The organism is Anaerovibrio sp. JC8, from assembly GCF_002100115.1.
GTDB lineage: Bacteria > Bacillota > Negativicutes > Selenomonadales > Selenomonadaceae > Anaerovibrio.
Genome location: NZ_ANBM01000001.1, coordinates 1 through 19,682, shown reverse-complemented (window position 1 = coordinate 19,682; position 19,682 = coordinate 1). Strand labels below are relative to the sequence as shown.

18 protein-coding genes and 2 riboswitches are annotated in these 19,682 nt (G+C 50.3%); of the genes, 15 read left to right on the top strand and 3 right to left on the bottom strand.

Annotation, left to right across the window (positions count from 1 at the left end; all coding sequences use genetic code 11):
* Positions 1-17 precede the first annotated feature (17 nt).
* The 4 genes from D081_RS00090 (at position 18) to thiC (ending at position 4,162) form a co-directional block, all read left to right on the top strand.
* Positions 18-590, top strand: a complete 573-nt coding sequence (locus tag D081_RS00090; RefSeq protein WP_085022105.1) for a histidine phosphatase family protein — start codon at positions 18-20, stop codon at positions 588-590.
* On the top strand, positions 551-1,204 hold the full coding sequence (locus tag D081_RS00085; protein WP_143272041.1) for a uridine kinase: 654 nt from the start codon (positions 551-553) through the stop codon (positions 1,202-1,204). The genes D081_RS00090 and D081_RS00085 overlap by 40 nt, the downstream gene beginning before the upstream one ends.
* A gap of 382 nt (positions 1,205-1,586) precedes the next feature.
* The gene (gene trpD / locus D081_RS00080) at positions 1,587-2,609 is read left to right on the top strand and encodes an anthranilate phosphoribosyltransferase (protein WP_085022103.1); all 1,023 of its coding nucleotides are present in this window, start codon (positions 1,587-1,589) and stop codon (positions 2,607-2,609) included.
* 46 nt (positions 2,610-2,655) lie between these two features.
* Positions 2,656-2,761, top strand: a riboswitch (TPP riboswitch).
* A gap of 87 nt (positions 2,762-2,848) precedes the next feature.
* The gene (gene thiC / locus D081_RS00075) at positions 2,849-4,162 is read left to right on the top strand and encodes a phosphomethylpyrimidine synthase ThiC (RefSeq protein WP_085022102.1); all 1,314 of its coding nucleotides are present in this window, start codon (positions 2,849-2,851) and stop codon (positions 4,160-4,162) included.
* A gap of 99 nt (positions 4,163-4,261) precedes the next feature.
* Here the strand turns inward: thiC and D081_RS00070 are convergent, their stop codons facing one another.
* A complete protein-coding gene (locus D081_RS00070) occupies positions 4,262-4,630 on the bottom strand; it encodes a metalloregulator ArsR/SmtB family transcription factor (protein WP_233127367.1) in 369 nt (122 codons plus the stop codon).
* A 191-nt stretch (positions 4,631-4,821) separates the two neighbouring features.
* Between D081_RS00070 and D081_RS00065 the strand changes: the two genes are divergently transcribed.
* Positions 4,822-5,043 carry a cation transporter gene (locus D081_RS00065; RefSeq protein ID WP_085022101.1) on the top strand — a complete coding sequence of 74 codons (222 nt, stop codon included), beginning with the start codon at positions 4,822-4,824 and terminating at the stop codon, positions 5,041-5,043.
* A 39-nt stretch (positions 5,044-5,082) separates the two neighbouring features.
* On the top strand, positions 5,083-6,984 hold the full coding sequence (locus D081_RS00060) for a heavy metal translocating P-type ATPase (RefSeq protein ID WP_085022100.1): 1,902 nt from the start codon (positions 5,083-5,085) through the stop codon (positions 6,982-6,984).
* Here the strand turns inward: D081_RS00060 and D081_RS00055 are convergent.
* Both D081_RS00055 and D081_RS13055 read right to left on the bottom strand, forming a co-directional pair.
* Positions 6,981-7,490: a hypothetical protein gene (locus tag D081_RS00055; protein ID WP_085022099.1), complete on the bottom strand. Its 510-nt coding sequence runs from the start codon at positions 7,488-7,490 to the stop codon at positions 6,981-6,983. The genes D081_RS00060 and D081_RS00055 overlap by 4 nt on opposite strands.
* A gap of 84 nt (positions 7,491-7,574) precedes the next feature.
* Positions 7,575-9,674, bottom strand: coding sequence for a methyl-accepting chemotaxis protein (locus D081_RS13055; protein ID WP_085022098.1), 2,100 nt, complete (start codon positions 9,672-9,674; stop codon positions 7,575-7,577).
* 235 nt (positions 9,675-9,909) lie between these two features.
* Here D081_RS13055 and D081_RS00045 point away from each other — a divergent pair, with 235 nt between their 5' ends.
* From D081_RS00045 to rpmB, 9 genes are all read left to right on the top strand, one after another.
* Positions 9,910-11,958 carry a methyl-accepting chemotaxis protein gene (locus D081_RS00045; RefSeq protein ID WP_085022097.1) on the top strand — a complete coding sequence of 683 codons (2,049 nt, stop codon included), beginning with the start codon at positions 9,910-9,912 and terminating at the stop codon, positions 11,956-11,958.
* 149 nt (positions 11,959-12,107) lie between these two features.
* Positions 12,108-12,791 carry a tRNA (N6-threonylcarbamoyladenosine(37)-N6)-methyltransferase TrmO gene (gene tsaA, locus D081_RS00040; RefSeq protein WP_085022096.1) on the top strand — a complete coding sequence of 228 codons (684 nt, stop codon included), beginning with the start codon at positions 12,108-12,110 and terminating at the stop codon, positions 12,789-12,791.
* Between the two features lie 220 nt (positions 12,792-13,011).
* A complete protein-coding gene (gene brnQ, locus D081_RS00035) occupies positions 13,012-14,361 on the top strand; it encodes a branched-chain amino acid transport system II carrier protein (protein WP_085022095.1) in 1,350 nt (449 codons plus the stop codon).
* Positions 14,362-14,470: 109 nt separating this feature from the next.
* Positions 14,471-14,586: riboswitch (FMN riboswitch) on the top strand.
* Between the two features lie 48 nt (positions 14,587-14,634).
* Positions 14,635-15,789, top strand: coding sequence for a bifunctional diaminohydroxyphosphoribosylaminopyrimidine deaminase/5-amino-6-(5-phosphoribosylamino)uracil reductase RibD (ribD, locus tag D081_RS00030; protein ID WP_085022094.1), 1,155 nt, complete (start codon positions 14,635-14,637; stop codon positions 15,787-15,789).
* A 66-nt stretch (positions 15,790-15,855) separates the two neighbouring features.
* Positions 15,856-16,494 (top strand): riboflavin synthase, encoded by a 639-nt coding sequence (locus tag D081_RS00025; RefSeq protein ID WP_085022093.1) that lies wholly within the window; start codon positions 15,856-15,858, stop codon positions 16,492-16,494.
* 11 nt (positions 16,495-16,505) lie between these two features.
* On the top strand, positions 16,506-17,711 hold the full coding sequence (locus tag D081_RS00020) for a bifunctional 3,4-dihydroxy-2-butanone-4-phosphate synthase/GTP cyclohydrolase II (protein WP_085022092.1): 1,206 nt from the start codon (positions 16,506-16,508) through the stop codon (positions 17,709-17,711).
* Between the two features lie 20 nt (positions 17,712-17,731).
* On the top strand, positions 17,732-18,202 hold the full coding sequence (gene ribE / locus D081_RS00015) for a 6,7-dimethyl-8-ribityllumazine synthase (protein ID WP_085022091.1): 471 nt from the start codon (positions 17,732-17,734) through the stop codon (positions 18,200-18,202).
* A gap of 16 nt (positions 18,203-18,218) precedes the next feature.
* On the top strand, positions 18,219-19,094 hold the full coding sequence (gene hslO, locus D081_RS00010) for an Hsp33 family molecular chaperone HslO (RefSeq protein WP_085022090.1): 876 nt from the start codon (positions 18,219-18,221) through the stop codon (positions 19,092-19,094).
* Positions 19,095-19,448: 354 nt separating this feature from the next.
* Positions 19,449-19,640, top strand: a complete 192-nt coding sequence (gene rpmB / locus D081_RS00005; RefSeq protein ID WP_027396446.1) for a 50S ribosomal protein L28 — start codon at positions 19,449-19,451, stop codon at positions 19,638-19,640.
* Positions 19,641-19,682 lie beyond the last annotated feature (42 nt).

Here is a 19,682-nt window from a genome sequence, read left to right as displayed (position 1 = left end):
AATAAGGTGGCGATTATATGGCAACCTATTTGATACGTCATGGAGAATCAGAGGGAAATTGTCATGGTGGATACTATGGCAGAACTGATACCCTGTTGACGGAGGAAGGAAAAAGGCAGGCCTGTGAACGGGCTGCGGAGCTGACAAAATTATTAAAGGGACGGACTGGGGAGAGGCTGACAATTTTCTCCAGTCCTCTGCAGCGGGCCTTTAAAACGGCCTGTATCCTGGAGGAGCAGCTGGCTGTTCCCTGCAATATTGAAGTGCTTCCCGACTTGACGGAAATCAACTTTGGGGCCTGGGAGGGTCTGGCCTACGAGGATATTCAGCGGGATTATCCGGAGGAATGTGCCAGATGGCACGCAGACTGGATAAATTTTTCCTTTCCTGAGGGTGAGAGCTTCCGGCAGTTTTATGACCGCATTGAAGGTTGCTGGCAGATTCTGAAGAAAAAGATAGAGGCCTCGGACAGTGATGCGGTGGTGGTATCCCATGGCGGGGTGCTGAAGGTAATAAAGCTGATTGATGAGCAGCGGCCCATGGAGGATTTTTGGAAGCTGAAATTTTCCTTGGGGGAAATGCAGCTGTAGGTAGGGGGATTTCTTTGCTGGAACAGTATAGTGCATCTGAACAAGAGGTATTAAATACAATTGCTTCCCTTATGGAGAGGGAGACGAACAGGCGGATTATAATAGCCATTGATGGCCGCTGTGGGGCGGGTAAGACCACTCTGGCGGCCTATTTGCACGAGCAGACCGGGGCCACGGTTTTTCATCTGGACGATTTCTTTTTGCGGCCGGAGCAGCGGACTGCGGAACGGTTGAGCAAGCCGGGGGAAAATGTGGACCATGAGCGGTTTCTGGAGGAGGTTTTAAAGCCCTTGAATGAGGGAGCAACGGAATTTCCTTATCAGCGGTTTGACTGCAAAAGTCAGTCACTGCAGGAGCCTGTAACCATTCATCCGGGGAGGCTCTGCATTGTGGAGGGCTCCTACAGCTGCCATCCTGCCCTGCGGGATTATTACGATTATCGTATCTTTATGACGGTCGGAGCGGAGGACCAGATGGCGCGGATTATTCGGCGCAACGGCCCTATGGCGGCCAAAATGTTTGAGACCAGATGGATTCCCTTGGAAGAACAATATTTTAAAATGTGTACCACAGAAGGACAATGGGACTGCTCTATAGATACCAGCAGTAAGTAAATTGAACATTTTTCTTGACATTGGTGTAATATTATTGTTTAATACAAACAGGTTCAAAATTCAATATTGAACAAACCGATGATGTGGAGATCAAGCAAAAGGGGCACTCACAGAGAGTCCGGGCAGCTGAGAGCCGGGCAGAACGCTGATTTGTAAATGGACCACAGAGGGCATGGTGAAAGGAGGCCTTGGCCGCCGAGTACCTTATGACGTGAGGCATACGTTAGTTGCCGAGGATATGTTGGTATCCTGCTAAGTGTGTGTTTAATCGCAAATCTAGGTGGCACCACGGGAATGGTAAATTCTCGCCCTTGATGATAGTTTATATCGTCACGGGCGTTTTTTATTTCTTTCGGCAGGAATTTTGAAAGGAGAAGGTAACATGATTAGAGAGGCAATTGAAAAAATAGTAAGAAAAGAGGATTTGACCTATGATGAGGCCTACAAGGTTATGAATGAAATAATGAGCGGCCAGACCTCCCAGACCCAGAATGCGGCATTTTTGGCGGCCCTGTCCACCAAGAGCACCAGAGCGGAAACCATTGCAGAGATTTCCGGCTGTGCAGCGGCTATGCGGGAGCTGGCTACCCCGGTTCCTCATCCGGGCCTTAAGGTGCTGGAAATAGTGGGCACTGGCGGTGACCGTTCCAATACCTTTAATATTTCCACTACCTCCGCCTTTGTTATTGCAGCTGCCGGGGTAAAGGTGGCCAAGCACGGCAATCGGGCGGCTTCCTCCAAGTCCGGCACTGCTGATGTGCAGGAGGCATTGGGTGTAAATATTCAGCAGGACCCGGAAAAGGCTCTGGCCATGCTCAATGGCTGCGGCATGTGCTTCCTCTTTGCCCAGAAATATCACAGTGCCATGAAGTATGTGGGGCCTATCCGCAAGGAGCTGGGCTTTAGAACCGTATTCAACATCCTTGGCCCATTGACCAATCCTGCCAACCCGGATTATTTCCTGCTGGGTGTTTATGATGAATATCTGGTGGAGCCGGTGGCCAAGGTTTTGGATAAGCTGGGGGTAACCAATGCAGTGGTGGTTCATGGTCTGGACCGTCTGGACGAGGTATCTCCAAGCGCACCTACTACTGTGTGCGAGCTGAAGAACGGCTATTATCGGACCACGAGGATTTGTCCGGAGGATTTCGGCCTTGTGCGGGGCACCAAGGAGGAGCTGGTGGGGGGCCCTGCCGAGGAAAATGCCCAGATTACCAGGGATGTTTTGTCCGGAAAAATTCAGGGTACCAAGCGAAATGCTGTACTGATGAATGCGGGTCTGGCCCTTTATGTAGCCCAGAAGGCACCAACCATGCAGGCTGGTATCGAGCTGGCAGCCGAGATGATTGACAGCGGCAAGGCCTACAAGACCATGGAGGCATATATTGCCGAGTCCAACCAATAATAATTCTTGCAATAGCCTGTAAACAGTGCTATAGTCAAAACAGTAAGTTAATAGCAAGGGGAGCGGTAATGCTGAGAGGTGTGTCTGAAATGATGCACGACCCTTAACCTGATTTGGATAATGCCAACGTAGGAATGCTGACAGAGTCGTGAGCTTGATGACGTACTCATAAATAAAACTTATAAGTAAGGCAGTGTCCAAGCGGGCACTGTCTTTTTTGTATGGGGAGGGCAAATGAAATGAAAAGAGAGTATGCGACACAGATGGAGGCTGCCAGAAAGGGCATTGTGACACCGGAAATAGAGGCGGTGGCCCAAAAAGAGCAGCGGGATGTGGATTTTATCATGGATATGGTGGCTCAGGGGAAGGTAGCCATTCCAGCCAATAAACTGCATCAGTGCCTTGTGCCCAACGGGGTGGGCAGTATGCTGAGGACCAAAATAAACGTAAATCTTGGTGTATCAAGGGACTGCAAGGACTACGATGTGGAAATGCAGAAGGTTATGAGTGCAGTAAACCTGGGCGCCGAGGCCATTATGGACCTTTCCAGCCATGGCAATACCCAGCCCTTCAGACAGAAGCTGTGCCGGGAATGTCCGGCCATGGTGGGAACGGTGCCGGTGTATGATGCCGTGATTCATTATCAGCGGGATCTGGGGACCCTGACGGCCAAGGATTTTGTGGATGTGGTGCGGCTCCATGCCGAGGATGGTGTGGACTTCGTGACTCTTCACTGCGGGATTACCAGAAAAACCATAGAGCAGATCCGCAAGGGAGAGCGGAAGATGAATATCGTGTCCAGAGGCGGTTCGCTGGTGTTTGCCTGGATGTCCATGACGGGGGAGGAAAATCCTTTCTACGAGTATTACGATGAAATCCTTGATATTTGCCGGGAATACGATGTGACCGTGAGCCTGGGGGATGCCTGCCGGCCGGGCTGTCTGGCTGATGCCACTGACGGGGTGCAGATAGAGGAGCTCATTCGCCTGGGTGAGCTGACCCAGCAGGCATGGGACAAGGATGTGCAGGTTATGGTGGAAGGGCCTGGCCATGTGCCGATGGACCAGATAGCGGCCAATATGAAGGTGCAGCAGACCATCTGCAAGGGGGCGCCTTTCTATGTGCTGGGGCCGTTGGTGACGGATATTGCTCCGGGCTATGACCATATTACCTCGGCCATTGGTGGGGCCATAGCCGCCATGAGCGGGGCGGCCTTCCTGTGCTATGTGACTCCGGCGGAGCATTTGGCACTGCCAAACGTGGATGATGTACGGCAGGGGATTATTGCCAGCAAGATAGCAGCCCATGCCGCGGATATTGCCAAGGGGCTGCCGGGGGCCCGTGATCAGGATGACCGCATGGCCGATGCCCGCCGCAAATTGGATTGGGAGGCCCAGTACAGGGAAGCACTGGACCCGGAGACAGCCAAGGCTATCCGTGATTCCCGGGCTCCGGAGGAGGACCATGCCGACACCTGCAGCATGTGCGGCAAATTCTGTGCCGTCCGCTCCATGAACAAGGCTCTGGCCGGAGAGGTTATTGATATATTGTAGAAGCTGGCACGCCCATTGTATTTTACTTGGTGCTGCCAATAAAAAGGACCATGCAGGAGCTTCAGGCTCTTACATGGTCCTTGTTTATTTTTATGGTGCTTATTCCGGCGGACAGCAGTTGATTTGGGCAATGTCCTCAATGGTGTGGTGGAGCTTGTTGACCATAGGGGTGTCAGCGGCGGTGTAGTAGACCTCCTTGCCCTCACGACGGGTGGATACCAGGCCGGTGGCCTTCAGCACCCGCAAGTGATGGGATACGGCGGGGGAGGACATATTCATAAAGGCCGCAATGTCGATGACACATTCCTCCGTATGGCACAGGAGCCAGAAAATCCGGAGACGGGTAGGGTCCCCCAGCTGCTTCATGGCTTCGGCCACCGTGGCAATGGTGCACTCGGCTGGCATATTTTCAAATATAAATTGTTCTTCTTCCTCGCTGTGATGGCGATGGGGCAGATGCAAGGTCACGATATACACTCCCTGAATAAAGTAAGTTTATATTTATAAGTATATCAAAAATAACGATTAAGCAAAAGTTTAATTATTCCTTGACAACGATTAAACGATTGTTTAATATATAGTCAAAGAAAACGATTAAATGAATATTTAATTGTTATCACAATGTAGATAAACTATTGGCAAAATAGGGGGAAATCATTATGAAAAAGACTTATAAAATTGAAGTAGACTGTGCCAACTGTGCCGCCAAGATGGAGGAGGCTGCCAACAAGGTGGAGGGCATCAAGTCTGCTGCCGTAAATTTCATGGCCTTAAAGATGAAGGTGGAATTTGAGGATGGCGTGGAGCCAACTGAGGTAATGAACAAGGTTCTGGCAGATTGCCGCAAGGTAGAGCCGGATTGCGAAATTTTCTTTGAGTAATTGTAAGTAACGGGCGAAAACTCGCCCTGGGAGAAAGCCATGAACGCAAAACAGAAGCAGAACCTTATTCGAATAGCGATTACCACCTTGATTATGACAGCCTTGTATTTCATACCGGCGGAGGGGGTGTTCAGATTTACCCTGTATATAATCCCTTACTTTATTATCGGGCATGATATATTGCTGAAGGCTGCCAAGGGAATAAAGAACCGTCAGCCCTTTGATGAAAATCTGCTGATGGCAGTGGCTACCTTGGGAGCCATTGTGCTGGCCCTGTATCGTAGCGGTGACTACGTGGAGGCCATTGCCGTAATGCTGTTTTATCAGGTGGGGGAATGGTTCCAGAGCTATGCAGTGGGCAAAAGCCGCAAGGATATTGCTGATCTGATGGATATTGCGCCGGATTATGCCAATATTGAGGATGACCAGGGGCAGCTGGAGCAGGTTGACCCGGATGAGGTGGAAATCGGTTCTGTTATTGTGGTAAAGCCGGGGGAGCGGGTTCCTATTGACGGTATTGTGGTAGAGGGCAATTCTACCTTAAATACTGCGGCACTTACCGGTGAATCCCTGCCCCGTGACGTGGCAGAGCAGGATGAGATTATTTCCGGCAGTATAAATTTAAGTGGCGTGTTAAAGGTAAGAACTACCAAGGAATTTGGTGAGTCCACAGCCTCCAAAATATTGGAGCTGATTGAGGATGCCAGCTCCCGCAAGTCCAAGTCCGAGGAATTCATTACCCGCTTTGCCCGGGTGTATACGCCAATAGTGGTATATGCGGCTATTGCATTGGCGGTAATTCCGCCGGTTGTACTGACTGCTATGAACAGTGACCCCATGTGGGGGGAGTGGTTCTATCGGGCCCTGACCTTCCTGATTATCAGCTGTCCATGTGCTTTGGTTATATCCATTCCACTGTCCTTCTTTGCGGGGCTTGGGGCTGCCAGCCGTCATGGTGTTTTGGTCAAGGGCTCCAACTATATGGAAACCTTGTCTGAGGTGGGAACAGTGGTCTTTGACAAGACCGGCACCCTCACCAAGGGTACCTTCAGTGTGGTGGCGATTCACCCGGAAAAGCTGGACCAGAACCAGCTTCTGCACATGGCGGCCCATGTGGAGCGTTATTCCTCCCATCCTATCGCCTTGTCCTTGTTGGAGGCATATCCGGATGAACACGACGATTGCCGGATAGAGCAGACGGAGGAAATCGCCGGCCGGGGTATTAAGGCCCTGATTAATGGAGATACGGTTTATGTGGGCAATTCCCGCATGATGGAGGACTTGGGCATTCAGTGGAAGCCCTGCGAGCATTCCGGTACCATTGTCCATGTAGCCATCAATGGAGAATATGAAGGCCATATCGTTGTGTCTGATACCCTGAAGCCACACAGTAAAGAGGCCATCAAGGCACTTAGGGCCCAGGGCATTAAGGAAACAGTTATGCTCACTGGTGATACCAGGGCTGTAGCGGAAAAGGTGGCCGGCGAATTGGGGCTTAACAGAGTTATCAGTGACCTTTTGCCTCAGGATAAGGTGCGGGAAGTGGAGAAGCTGCTGGAAAAGAATTCCACAAAAAAATACCGTCTGGCCTTTGTAGGCGACGGTATCAATGATGCTCCGGTATTGTCCCGGGCGGATATTGGTATTGCCATGGGAGCCATGGGCAGTGATGCGGCCATTGAGGCGGCGGATGTGGTGCTCATGGACGATGACCCATATAAAATTGCCACGGCTATCCGGATTTCCCGCAAGTGTCTGCGGATAGTGAAGCAGAATATCTGGTTTGCCATTGGTGTAAAGGTTTTGGTACTGCTGGCTGGTGCCATAGGCTTTGCCAGCATGTGGGCAGCTATTTTTGCCGATGTGGGTGTGGCAGTGCTGGCTATTCTCAATTCCATGCGCTGTATGTATGTCAAGTCTGAAAGGCCTCAAGGCCTTTAGTTGACACGTACCCTAAAGGACAGGATAGGGTCCTTCAAATTGCCCAGTATTTCACCCTCAGGCAGCCATTCCTTGGACCAGCCCTGGCCCTTGATGCGGCCCTTGTAGGAAACGGACCAGATATCGCCCCGCCAGCTGCCCAGAGAAATCTGTATGCCATCAATAGGCTTGCCATAGATGCCGGCGGTGGAGCCGTTCATGCCCCAGCCGGTCCATTCACCATTCTGCACATGGACCCGATACATGACGTACATGTTGCGGCCTGTGAGGAACTGTACCCGTATGGCATCAATGGTCTGGGTACCATAAGGGTCTCCGGCGGCTTCACCGTCATTGGCCCGGTCGGACCAGCCCTTTTCCAGGGTGTGGGCGTAATACTGAATCAGGGGGCGGTCACCAATATCATCCAGATCACCCCAGCCCCAGCCAAAGCCCCAGGCGAAGCAGCTGCTTATGGAAAATAGCATAATGCCAATAGTTAATACGAAAATTTTGATTTTATCCATGGAAATCACTCCTTTCGTAGTAAATATCGAAGAAAACTGCCGGTCCCACAAGGAACCGGCAGTCTTTTTATGATTAAAAGTTGATTAAATACCCAGCTCGATGTTGCGGATGGTTTCCTGCAATGCTGAGAGCTTTTCAGTAACAGTGGCATTTACATTGTCCAAATCCTTGATAACCTGGGAGGACTTGGAAATCTGATCCAGACTGTGCTGGAGACTTTCATGAACGGAAGCCACCTGCTTGGAGAACCGCTGGTCAAATTCGTCTATCTTGGCTTCAAATTCCTTGTTCTTTGCCAGAATGGTGTCGATGGCCTTAACATCGTTTACCAGAGTGTTGATGGCTTCATCGGAGCTCTGTACACTTTCCTGGGTGCTCTTGGACAGCTTGCCTACCTCCTGGGCTACAACGGCAAAGCCACGGCCATGCTCACCGGCACGGGCAGCCTCGATGGCTGCGTTGAGGGCCAACAGGTTAATCTGGGAGGAAATATCCGTAATAATCTGCATTACGTCATTAATCTTTTCCGTACTGGAGCTTAAGAGCTTCAGCTTCGGCGTAATCTCCGAATTGCGTTCCAGCAGCTGGGTGAAGTAGGAGCCCTGTTCCTCAATACCACCGGACAGCTCCTGCATGGAATCCTTTACGTTATCCACGTCCTTGGACATCTGCATAATGGTCTTGATGATGGACGGCAGGCTCTGCTGATATTCATCAAAGAGGTCCAGAACCTGATCCTTCAAGGCACCAACACGGGCCTGACGGGCAATGACACGGGTAAGGAAGAACTCCTGACAGGCGGCATAATGCCCTGCAAAGAAGTCCAGATACTGGTCATGGAAGGAGGTGCCGTTTGGCTCATAGTAGAAGAAAATGGCTGTAAGGGTCTCATTCATGTGCAGGCCACTGATTTCACCGAAGCTGGAGAAGCCGGCCACCGGCAGATTGGAGAATGCATCAACATGCTTGATTTCCTCCGGATAACCAAGGCGGCGGAGAATACAGTCATTTAAAATGGCACCGATAGGGGCTGGTTTGCCCTGATTGAATTCCCGGATGGCTCTTTGCAGATCGCTTTCCAGTCCCACACGCCTCATCAGATGCAGACGCTCGCCGGATTCAATATCGCAGAAGAAATTAATGCGGTAGTTGGATTCGTCAATGCCGGAAATGGAACGGATAAAGTTCTCGCCCTTGATGTCGGTGGCGAAGGTGTATTCCTGCATTTTGCTGTTAAGCTCAGCCACGCTGGAGCAGCCCAGCTCGCTCATAAGAGCATCAATAAATGGAACAGCATCGCCGTTTCTGTCCTCAACTGTGGAAATATAGCGCAGGGCGGAGTTGGCATTTACTACGTCGAAATACTTGCCCACCCTTTCAACGGCCTGGGTCTTGAGAATACCATAGCGGTAATTCTTGCTGGTATGGACGATAACGGCCACGGCCACATTTTCCAGTACCTCGCTGTCATTGTAGATGTAAGTATGCTTGAAATCCAGCAGACCGGCGGAGCTGCCCCCGATAAATGGAATAGGGTACATGCCGTTCTGGTAGAAGGCCTGCATTACGAAGGACTCGCAGTTGGACAGACCGTCAATATATAACAAAGCAAAGGTATGGTTTACGTTCATGCGGAATGGAACATGGTGGCTGTCGATCTCGCGCTGCATACGGTTTACGCGGTCCTCAACACTCATGTTGACCTGACCCTGCCGCAGATCATCGTTTGGCAGCTTAATGGTCATGATATAGCTGTCGTCAATCATGCGGCGGGAGAATACCTGCAGGAGAACCTTGCTGCGGTTATCCGGGGCCTCACAATACAGGGTGCGGCTCCCAGGTGGACGGCACAGCTCACCAGAGGTGGTAACCAAAATAAGCTTGGCATTTGGCGGCAGGACACCCTTTATAGTGGAAGCAATGCTGCGTACATCATTATCCGGGGAAAGATAACCCATTACCAGGGCTGGCCCCTCCGGAACATCAAAGAGTGGAGTCAGGGTGTTGGAGCTTAACTCACTGGCAGACAAGTAGGCTACCTTTATATCAGCACTGGATGGTGCTGCGGGTGTGGCTGGAACGGACGGCCTGGCTGCCGGACGTTCAGCAGATGGAGCGATTCGTGAAGCTGGTGATGGCCTGTCAGCCTGTGGCTGCTTTGATTTGAATAAACTTTCAAACATAACATTAGACCTCCTATATTAATGTCTAGACACCTTTCATACACAATCACTTATATTAGATAAAATTCGTTATTGGTTTGTTAAATCCTTCTTTATTTTAAAAATATTCCCCAATTAGGTAAAAAATGATTATATATTTTTTTAGAAAAAGAGGATTTTGGTTACTGTTATAGAACTATTAACCTAGAGTGAAAAAAGGGTTTATTTATAACTCTGCTGGAAAGGAAGGGATAATATGTCAAATGGCAATTATTCAAAAAATGACAATGTCCGCACTGTCAAAACGGAAATTTTGATGTATGTGCTGCCAATTGTTATTATCGGTCTGCTGGTTATGTCCGGTATTATCTTTAAATACGTGGGTTCTACCTTTGAGGATCAGCTTACCCGCAGCTCATTGAACAATGCCCAGGAGGTATCCGACGGTGTATCCGCATGGCTGGAGGCCCGTATGCTGGAAACCCAGGCGTCGGCCAACATTCCGGCCGCCAAGGTGCTGAAGGATAATCCGGCTGGCATGAACGAGAACAACAAATATCGTCTTGCGCTCATGAACAAGATTTATCCGGGAGTATATGACTCCGTCAGCTGGGGACCTTTTGACGGCTCTGGTGTGCTGTACGGCGAAACCAAGGCTGGCTTTAAGGAAATGCACAATGCAGAAAAGGCCTGGTACAAGGAAACCATGACCGGGGCCAAGGACTCCTTTATGGCTTCCCCTGTTATTTCCCAGGCTACCGGCAAGATTATTGTTAACTCCATTGCTTTGGCCAAGGATAACAATGGCCAGAATGTAGGCATGGTATTGGCAGCCATCTATGTTGATGCCGTAATGGAAAAGGTAAGCGACTTCAAGCTGGGTGAGAAGGGCTACAGCCTCCTGGTATCCAAGGAAGGTACCTATATTGTAAATCCTGATGAAGACGCCATTATGAAAAAGAAGATTTCTGAGGATGACGACCCTGAAATCAAGGCCCTGGGTGAAAAAATGCTGTCCGGCCAGGCTGGTGTCTATAAGTTCACCAATAAAGCCGGCGACGACATGATAGCCTTCTATAACCCTATCAAGGCTACTGGCTGGGGTATGGCAACCATAGCTTACCAGGATGAGCTCTTTGCTCCGGTAAGCAATGTACTGAAAATCATGGTGGGTATCAGCTTACTGCTGCTGGTACTGATTTCCTTTGGTGTACTCATCACTGTCAACAGGGCAATGGCACCGCTGCAGGTGATGATGGACGAAATGCATATGCTGGCTTCCGGCGATTTCCGCAACCGCCCAAGCCGTATTACTGTTAATAACGAATTGGGTGCTTTGGCCTCTGCTGTACGGGAAATGCGTCAGGGCGTAAGCTCCGTAATGAAGCAGGTTCGTGAGTCTTCAGAGAGTCTGGCATCTTCAGCGGAGCAGCTGAATGTAACCACGGAGCAGTCGGCACAGGCCTCCAACCAGGTGGCTGATTCCATTGTAAATGTTGCCCAGGGTACCAGTGAGCAGCTGGATGCAGTGAACTCCACCAGTCAGGCTATTGAAGACCTTAATAACAGCATTCAGACTATTGCCAGCGAAGCAGATGCGGCAGCCAGTCATGGCCGGGAGGCAGCAGAGGTGGCTAGAGATGGTGGCCAGACTCTGGAGCAGGCTATTGGCCAGATCAAGCGTATTGAGCAGAGTACCAACGAGTCCACCAAGGTGGTAACTGCATTGGGTGAGCGTTCCGCTGAAATCGGTCAGATAGTAGATACTATTTCCAACATTTCCGCCCAGACCAATCTGTTGGCTCTCAACGCAGCCATCGAGGCAGCCCGTGCCGGTGAGCATGGCCGTGGCTTTGCCGTTGTAGCTGATGAGGTCCGTAAGCTGGCTGAGTCTTCTCAGGAGGCAGCCAACCAGATTGCCGAGCTTATCCAGCAGACCCGCAAGGATACTGACAATGCTGTGGCTGGTATGCAGGCCGGCAGTGAAGAGGTTCGTGTGGGTACCCAGAATATTATCAAAATGGGCGATAACTTCCGCCAGATTATAGAAATTGTAGAAACTGTATCCGGTCAGGTTCAGCATATTTCTTCCGCTATAACCGGTATGGCGGCCAATGGTGAAGAGGTTATGGGCCATATCCGTACCATTGGCGGTGCCAGCAGAAAGGCAGCTGAGGAAGCTGAAACCGTATCTGCGGCTACTGAGGAACAGAGTGCCAGCGTAACGGAGATTTCCAACGCCGCTGAAAGCCTGTCCAGGATGGCTACGGAGCTGCAAAGTGAAATCAGCAAGTTTAAGCTGTAAGGTGTGTGTAGAATATATAGGATTGGGCCTTCCCTTCGGGGAGGGCTTTTTCCTTTGCGTAAATATGGCTGCACTGGTTGTGAAAATTTGAATAATGGCAGTATAATTTGGTATAGTTTCTCTGACAGAAAAAAATAAGGATGATTAATATGACTGATACTATAGAAATGAAGATTATTGGCCGCATAAGGACGGAATTTCCCACCAAGTTTGGCATTCCCCGGCAGAGTGGGGTGGTGAAGGAGCTGAAGGGACGCATTGTCTTTGAGCCGGAATACCGCAATGAGGATGCCCTGCGGGGGATAGAGGGCTTTTCCTATCTCTGGCTTATTTGGCAATTTTCCGAAAATGTTCGCGAGGGCTGGTCACCAACAGTAAGACCACCTATTTTAGGTGGCAATACACGGGTTGGTGTCTTTGCTACCCGTTCCCCGTTTCGTCCTAATTCCATTGGTCTTTCCAGTGTTAAGCTGGAAAAGGTTGAGCTGGATTCCCATGATGGTCCGGTGCTTATAGTCAGCGGGGCAGATCTGATGGACGGCACACCAATTTTTGATATAAAGCCATATATTCCTTATGCTGACAGTCACCCGGAGGCCACTGAGGGCTTCCGCAGCGGTGGCTGGAACCGGATGCTGGAGGTGGAGTTCCCACCCGAATTATTTGAAAAAGTGCCGGAAAACCAGCGGGAGGCCCTGTTGGGAGTCCTGCAAAACGACCCGCGGCCATCCTATCACCACGACCCGGAGCGGGTATACGGCTTTCCATTTGGGGAGATGGAGATAAAATTCTCCGTGGATGAAAAGTGTCTTCGTGTACTGGACATCTTGTAATAATGTCCATCTTGTTTCATTCCTTTGACATCCCTGTATTGCGGTGGTAACATTTTATTTGCTGTGACTTTAAAAATATCCGATGCTAACTGGCACTAAGACTCCTTCCTTTTAGGTGGGAGTTAAGTGCCAGTAAAGCAATGGGTAAAATTCAACTAGATTCAGGTGGAGTTTAAAACTCCATCTGAATAAGTTATCATTTTATGAGGGGCGTTTAATTGTGAATGAAAATTTGAGTTGGAAAAATTATTTATTTGTTGCCAGCATGCTGTTTGGTATGTTTTTCGGTGCTGGTAACATTATCTTCCCGGTTCATTTGGGCCAGGCGGCGGGCAGCAATGTATGGCCGGCCATTGCAGGCTTCATTTTGACCGGTGTGGGTATTCCTATTTTGGCGGTGGCCGCCATCGGCATGTCCGGGGGCAACGGCCTGCAGGATCTGGCTTCCAGAGTCAATAAGAAGTATGCCATGTTCTTTACTTGCATGCTTTATCTGACCATCGGTCCTTGCTTTGCTATCCCACGCTGTGCCACTGTGCCATTTGCCATGGGCGTAGCACCAATGCTTACGGATTTTAGTCCGGAAATGGCATTGTTTGGCTTTTCTCTGGTGTTTTTTGCTATTGTCATGTTCTTTTCTCTCAGACCAAGTGGAATTGTGACCTGGGTAGGAAAGATTTTGACTCCTATCTTTTTGGTATTTCTGGGCAGCCTGCTGGTAGTGGCCTTTGCCAATCCAATGGTGGACAGCATTGCCAATATTGCACCATCAGCTGACTATGAATCCGGTGCCTTTGCCAAGGGCGTGCTGGAGGGCTACAACACCATGGATGCCATGGCGGGTCTGGCCTTCGGTATTATCGTTGTAAACAGCATGAAAAATCTTGGCCTCAGAACCAATGAGGCCATTGCTTCTTCTACCATCAAGGCTGGTGTTCTTAGCGGTATCATCATGTCCGTTATCTATGTGATGATTATCCTTATGGGTACCATGAGTATGGGTGTGTTCCCAATGGCAGAAAACGGCGGTATTGCACTGTCTGATATTTCCGGCCATTTCTTTGGGGCGGCTGGTGTGTTCGTGCTGGCTGGTATTGCCACCTTTGCCTGCCTTAAGACTGCTATTGGCCTTGTAACCAGCTGTTCCGAGACCTTCTGCGAAATGTTCCCAGGGGGGCCTGGCTATCGCACTTGGGCCTGCATTTTCGGTGCAGTATCCCTGCTGATTTCCAATGTGGGTCTTACTGCTATTATTGTTTATGCTATTCCTGTGCTGATGTTCCTGTATCCATTGACTATTACCCTTACTCTGCTGGGTCTGGTGGGTGACTTCTTTTACCAGTCCAAGTGGGTCTATGGCATGGTTACCCTGTTTACAGTGGTTGCCGCCATCTTTGACCTGCTGAATGCTCTGCCAAAGGAGCTGGGCAGCTCTGCCTTTGTTTCCTCCATGGTAGGCTTTGCAGGGGAGTATCTGCCATTCTTCACCCAGGGCTTTGGCTGGATAGTGCCGGCTTTGGTGGGTCTGGTAATCGGACTTATTTTGGCAAAAATAAATTCGGATATCTAAGGAACACCTCATCCGTCAGCCTATCGGCTGACACCTTCCCCTCAAGGGGAAGGCGTTTTATGTTGTCATACAACTGACAATATGGTAAAATAAGCGGTGGAAATACAGATACAGTCTTTGGGGCAGGGTGCAATTCCCTACCGGCGGTAAAGCCCGCGAGCCGTTGAGGCATGACCTGGTGTGATTCCAGGGCCGACAGTATAGTCTGGATGGGAAAAGACGTGTATGTACATTGTTTTTGTGTGCATTTAGGGCTGTTGAAGAGTTTCTTCAATGGCCTTTTTTATTGATATAGGCTGTTCTGTGTATCTCATTTTTCCATGGAAAGAGGTGATAGAATTGCAGGATGAGTTTTATATGAGTGAAGCCCTGCGGGTGGCAAAAAATGCCTTGGGCAGAACTTCGCCAAATCCTCTGGTGGGTGCGGTTATCGTCAAGGATGGCCGAATCATTGCCGAGGGCTGGCACCGCAAGGCTGGCACTCCCCATGCTGAAATTCATGCCCTGAACATGGCCGGCGAGCTGGCCAGGGGGGCAACAGTATATGTAACATTGGAGCCGTGCTCCCACTATGGCCGTACTGGTCCTTGTGCCAATGCACTGGTGGAGGCGGGAGTCTCCAGAGTAGTAGTGGCCATGCTGGACCCCAACCCAAAGGTGGCGGGCCGTGGTGTAAACATTCTTCGGGATGCGGGCATTGAAGTGGTGACCGGTGTTCTTGAAGATGAAGCCAAAAAGCTCAACGAGATATTTCTGAAATGGATTACCAAGGAGATGCCTTTTGTGGCGTTAAAGACGGCCATGTCCTTGGACGGAAAAATTGCTACTTCCACCGGGCAGTCCCAGTGGATTACCAATGAGGCCTCCCGTCGGCGGACCCATGAGCTGCGGGACTGCTATGATGGTATCATGGTGGGTATCAATACGGCCATAAAGGATAATCCAAGCCTCACCACCAGACTTCCGGACCGGGTGGGCCGTAATCCAATTCGTATCGTGGTGGACAGCAGGGCCAGATTGCCTCTGGATTCCCATCTGGTAACGGACGGAAAGGCCAAAACCATTGTGGCGGTATCCGGGGCGGCTGATGCAGGGGCTGTACAGGATCTGCGGGATGCCGGAGTTCAGGTGATTTCCGCAGGCAGTGAGCGGGTTGATTTGCCTCAGCTGTTAAAGAAGCTGGCAGAAATGGAAATTTCCTCCATATTGGTGGAGGGCGGCGGTCAGCTGAATTTCTCCATGCTAAAGGCCGGTCTTGTGGATAAGGTGTATGCCTTTATTGCTCCAAAGCTGATTGGCGGCCGTGAGGCCCTGACTCCTGTGGAGGGCGAGGGCTTTGAGGAGCTGAGTCAGGCCGTGGAGCTAAAGGATGCAACAACGGAGCTCATTGACGGGGATATTCTCATAACCGCCCGTGTGGATAAATAAAAGCCTTCCCCTTGAGGGGAAGGTGTCAACGTAGTGGACGGATGAGGTGTAAAAACAGGTGATTAGATGTTTACAGGTATAATTGAAGAAGTTGGCACGGTCCGCAGCATTGGGGGCGGCTGCCTGTCCATAAAGGCTTCAAGGGTGCTGGAGGACGTTCAGCTGGGAGACAGTATCGCCGTAAATGGTGTATGCCTTACAGTGACCCGCTTTGACGGCGGCAGCTTTGATGCTGATGTGATGCCGGAGACCATTCGCCGGACCTCTTTGGCGGAGCTGAAGAAGGGGAGCCCGGTGAATTTGGAGCGGGCCCTGACCCTGCAGAGCCGCCTGGGCGGCCATATAGTCAGCGGACATATTGATGGCGTTGGCCATATCCTTTCCTTGAAGGAGGACAAGAACGCTGTTCTCATGAAGATTTCTGCGGATAAGGATATACTGCGTCATATTGTGGAGAAGGGCTCTGTGGCCCTGGATGGCATCAGCCTGACAGTGGCGGCGGTTACGGACAGTGATTTTACGGTATCCTTGATACCCCACACCCGCCAGGTGACCAACTTATCCAGCAAAAAGGCTGGGTCGACAATTAATATAGAAAATGATGTTATTGGAAAGTACGTGGAAAAGCTGCTGCAGCCCAAGGAAACCCCAAAGGAAAATGTCAGCCGCATCACCATGGACTTTCTCAAAAATAATGGTTTTTAAGGAGCGAGATTATGTCAGATTTTGCAACAGTTGAAGAAGCAATAGAAGAAATTCGTAAGGGTAATATGGTCGTTGTAGTGGACGATGAGGACAGGGAAAACGAAGGTGACCTCATTGTAGCCGCTGAGACCTTGACCCCTGAGCACGTTAATTTCATGGCTACCTATGCCAAGGGGCTTATCTGTACCCCTATGGAGGCTGAGTATCTGGATCGGTTGGAGATTTTCCCAATGGTATCCAATAATACCGACAACCATGAGACCGCATTCACTGTATCCGTGGATGCTGATACCACTACTACCGGTATCTCCGCCTTTGAGCGCTGTGAAACCGTAAAACGTCTCATTGACCCAACGGCCAAGCCGGAGAATTTCCGCCGTCCGGGCCATGTATTCCCGCTTCGCAGTGTTCCGGGTGGTGTTCTCCGTCGTGCAGGTCACACCGAGACTACCACTGATTTGGCAAAGCTGGCTGGTTTGGCTCCTGCCGGCCTGTGCTGTGAGATTATGGACGATGACGGCCACATGATGCGGACCCCACGCCTTATCGAGTTCTCCAAGGAGCATGGCCTGAAGCTCATCACTGTCAAGGCTCTGATCGAGTACAGAAAGCGTACTGAGTGCTTCGTGGAAAAGATTGCAGAGGCAGATCTGCCAAGCAAGTATGGTCATTTCCGCATTCACGCCTATGAGAGCAAGCTGGACGGCAAGTGCCACCTGGCTATTGTGAAGGGTGATGTTAAGGGCAAGGAGAACGTGCTGGTTCGCGTTCATTCCGAGTGCCTCACCGGTGATGCGCTGGGTTCCCTGCGCTGTGACTGTGGTGATCAGCTGGCTACTGCCTTGAAGCGTATCGAGGCTGAGGGCCAGGGCATGGTTCTCTACATGCGTCAGGAGGGCCGTGGCATTGGCCTGGGCAACAAGATGCGTGCTTACGAGCTGCAGGACCATGGCAAGGATACTGTTGAGGCCAACGTATTGCTGGGCTTTGCTCCGGATGAGCGTGACTATGGTATCGGTGCCCAGATTTTGGCTGATATGGGCCTTACCACCATTCGCCTTATGACCAACAACCCTGCAAAGCGTGCCGGCCTTGAGGGCTATGGCCTGAAAATCGTGGACAGAGTGGCTCTGGAGGTACCGACCAACGAGTATAACCAGAACTACATGAAGGTAAAGAAGACCAAGATGGGTCATATTTTAGCTGAGAAAATCTGATTTTACGGAGGTATATTAAGATGAAAGAAGTTAAGGTTTTGGAAGGTATGCTTAATGCCCAGGGCATGAAGTTTGGTATTGTTGTAGCCCGTTTCAATGAGTTTTTGACCTCTAAGCTGCTGGGTGGTGCTTTGGACACTCTCCATCGCCATGGCGCAGCTGAGGATGATATTACCGTGGCTTGGGTTCCAGGTGCTTACGAGCTGCCATTGGTATCCAAGAAGATGGCAGAGTCCGGCAAGTATGATGCTATTATTGCCCTGGGCACTGTAATCCGTGGTTCCACTACCCATTATGATTATGTATGCAACGAGGCTGCCAAGGGTATTGCCCAGGCCAGCATGTCCACCGGCGTTCCTGTAACCTTCAGTGTGGTTACTACCGAGAATATTGAGCAGGCTATCGAGCGTGCCGGCACCAAGGCTGGCAACAAGGGGGCTGATGGTGCCATGACCGCCATTGAGATGGCCAACCTTTTGAAGCAGCTCTAAGATAGGAACTGATAAAATGAGTGATACTTTAGTAAAAGCAATTACCAAGGGTGTGCGCATTTACGCAGCGGTTACCACTGATCTGGTAAATGAGGCTATCCGTCGTCATGACTGCTCCCCGACTGCAGCAGCGGCTCTGGGACGGACTATGACGGGTGCTCTTTTGATGGCGGCCAACCTGAAAAATAAGGAAGCCATCACTGTCAGCTTTCAGGGTAACGGCCCATTGGGCTACATTACCGCTGACGCAACCCCTGAGGGATATGTGCGGGGCTATGTGGGCAATCCCCATGTGGATCTGCCATTAAAGGATAACGGTAAGCTGGATGTAGGCGGCGCAGTAGGCCAGGGCCTGATTCAGGTGACCCGTTTTACCGGCCTTGGTGACCCTATGCGGGGCAGCAGCGAGATTGTGTCCGGCGAAATTGCCGAGGACTTGACCAACTATCTCTTTGTGTCTGAGCAGACCCCTTCCAGTGTTGGTCTGGGTGTCCTGATTGGCACTGACTGCAAGGCCATGGCCTCCGGCGGCTTTATTCTTCAGATGATGCCGGATGCTGATGAGGAGATTATTACCAGAGTGGAGAATGCCCTGAAAAAGGTTCGCCCTGTGTCCAGCATGATTGCTGATGGGGTAGATGCCAAGGGCATTATTGCAGAGCTTATGGCTGACTTTGATGTGGATTATCTGACCACCACGGAGCTGGCCTTCAAGTGCAAGTGCAACAGGGAGCGCATTGAGGATGTGCTTCTCAGCCTTAGCCACAATGATATGCAGCAGCTGGTGGAAGACGGCCATGCTGAGGTATGCTGCCAGTTCTGCGGCGAGAAGTACCAGTTTGAAAAGGACGAGCTGGCCCATCTCATGAAGCTGGCAGACGGTGTTCGATAATCTTCTTGCATTTGAATTAGAAAAATGATAGTATAATTTGGCAATAGATTATACTGTACTGTGCGAAATCCTTTGGCGATATGGACAGTTCAATGAGACTTATTCAGTGATAGCTTTAGTTTTTTTCACTGAATTTAGTCGAATTAATCCAGAGCTTACAGGTGCTTATATTCCGTTTTATAGTGTGGAATATTAGCACCCGTTCGCGTGGGACAAAAAATATTTGCTGCCAAGGGGTTGCATTTGACAGAGCTGTTATGCTATAATCAGTATGTTGTGTGTATAGGACTATGTACATTTAGGAATTTACATATATGCGACTATGCGCCGATAAAAGTTAAGGAGGTGTGCTATATGGCAAGTTTATGTGAAGTATGCGGTAAGGGTGAGCTGTCCGGCAACAATGTCAGCCATTCCCATCTGAAGACCAAGCGCTCCTGGAAGCCAAATATCCAGCGCGTACGTGCCGTTGTAGAAGGCGAAATCAAGCGTGTAAATGTTTGCACTCGCTGCCTGCGTACCGGTAAGGTTGAAAGAGCCCTCTAATTTTGTGCAAAATATCGATGTGATATATCATAAGAAAAAGCG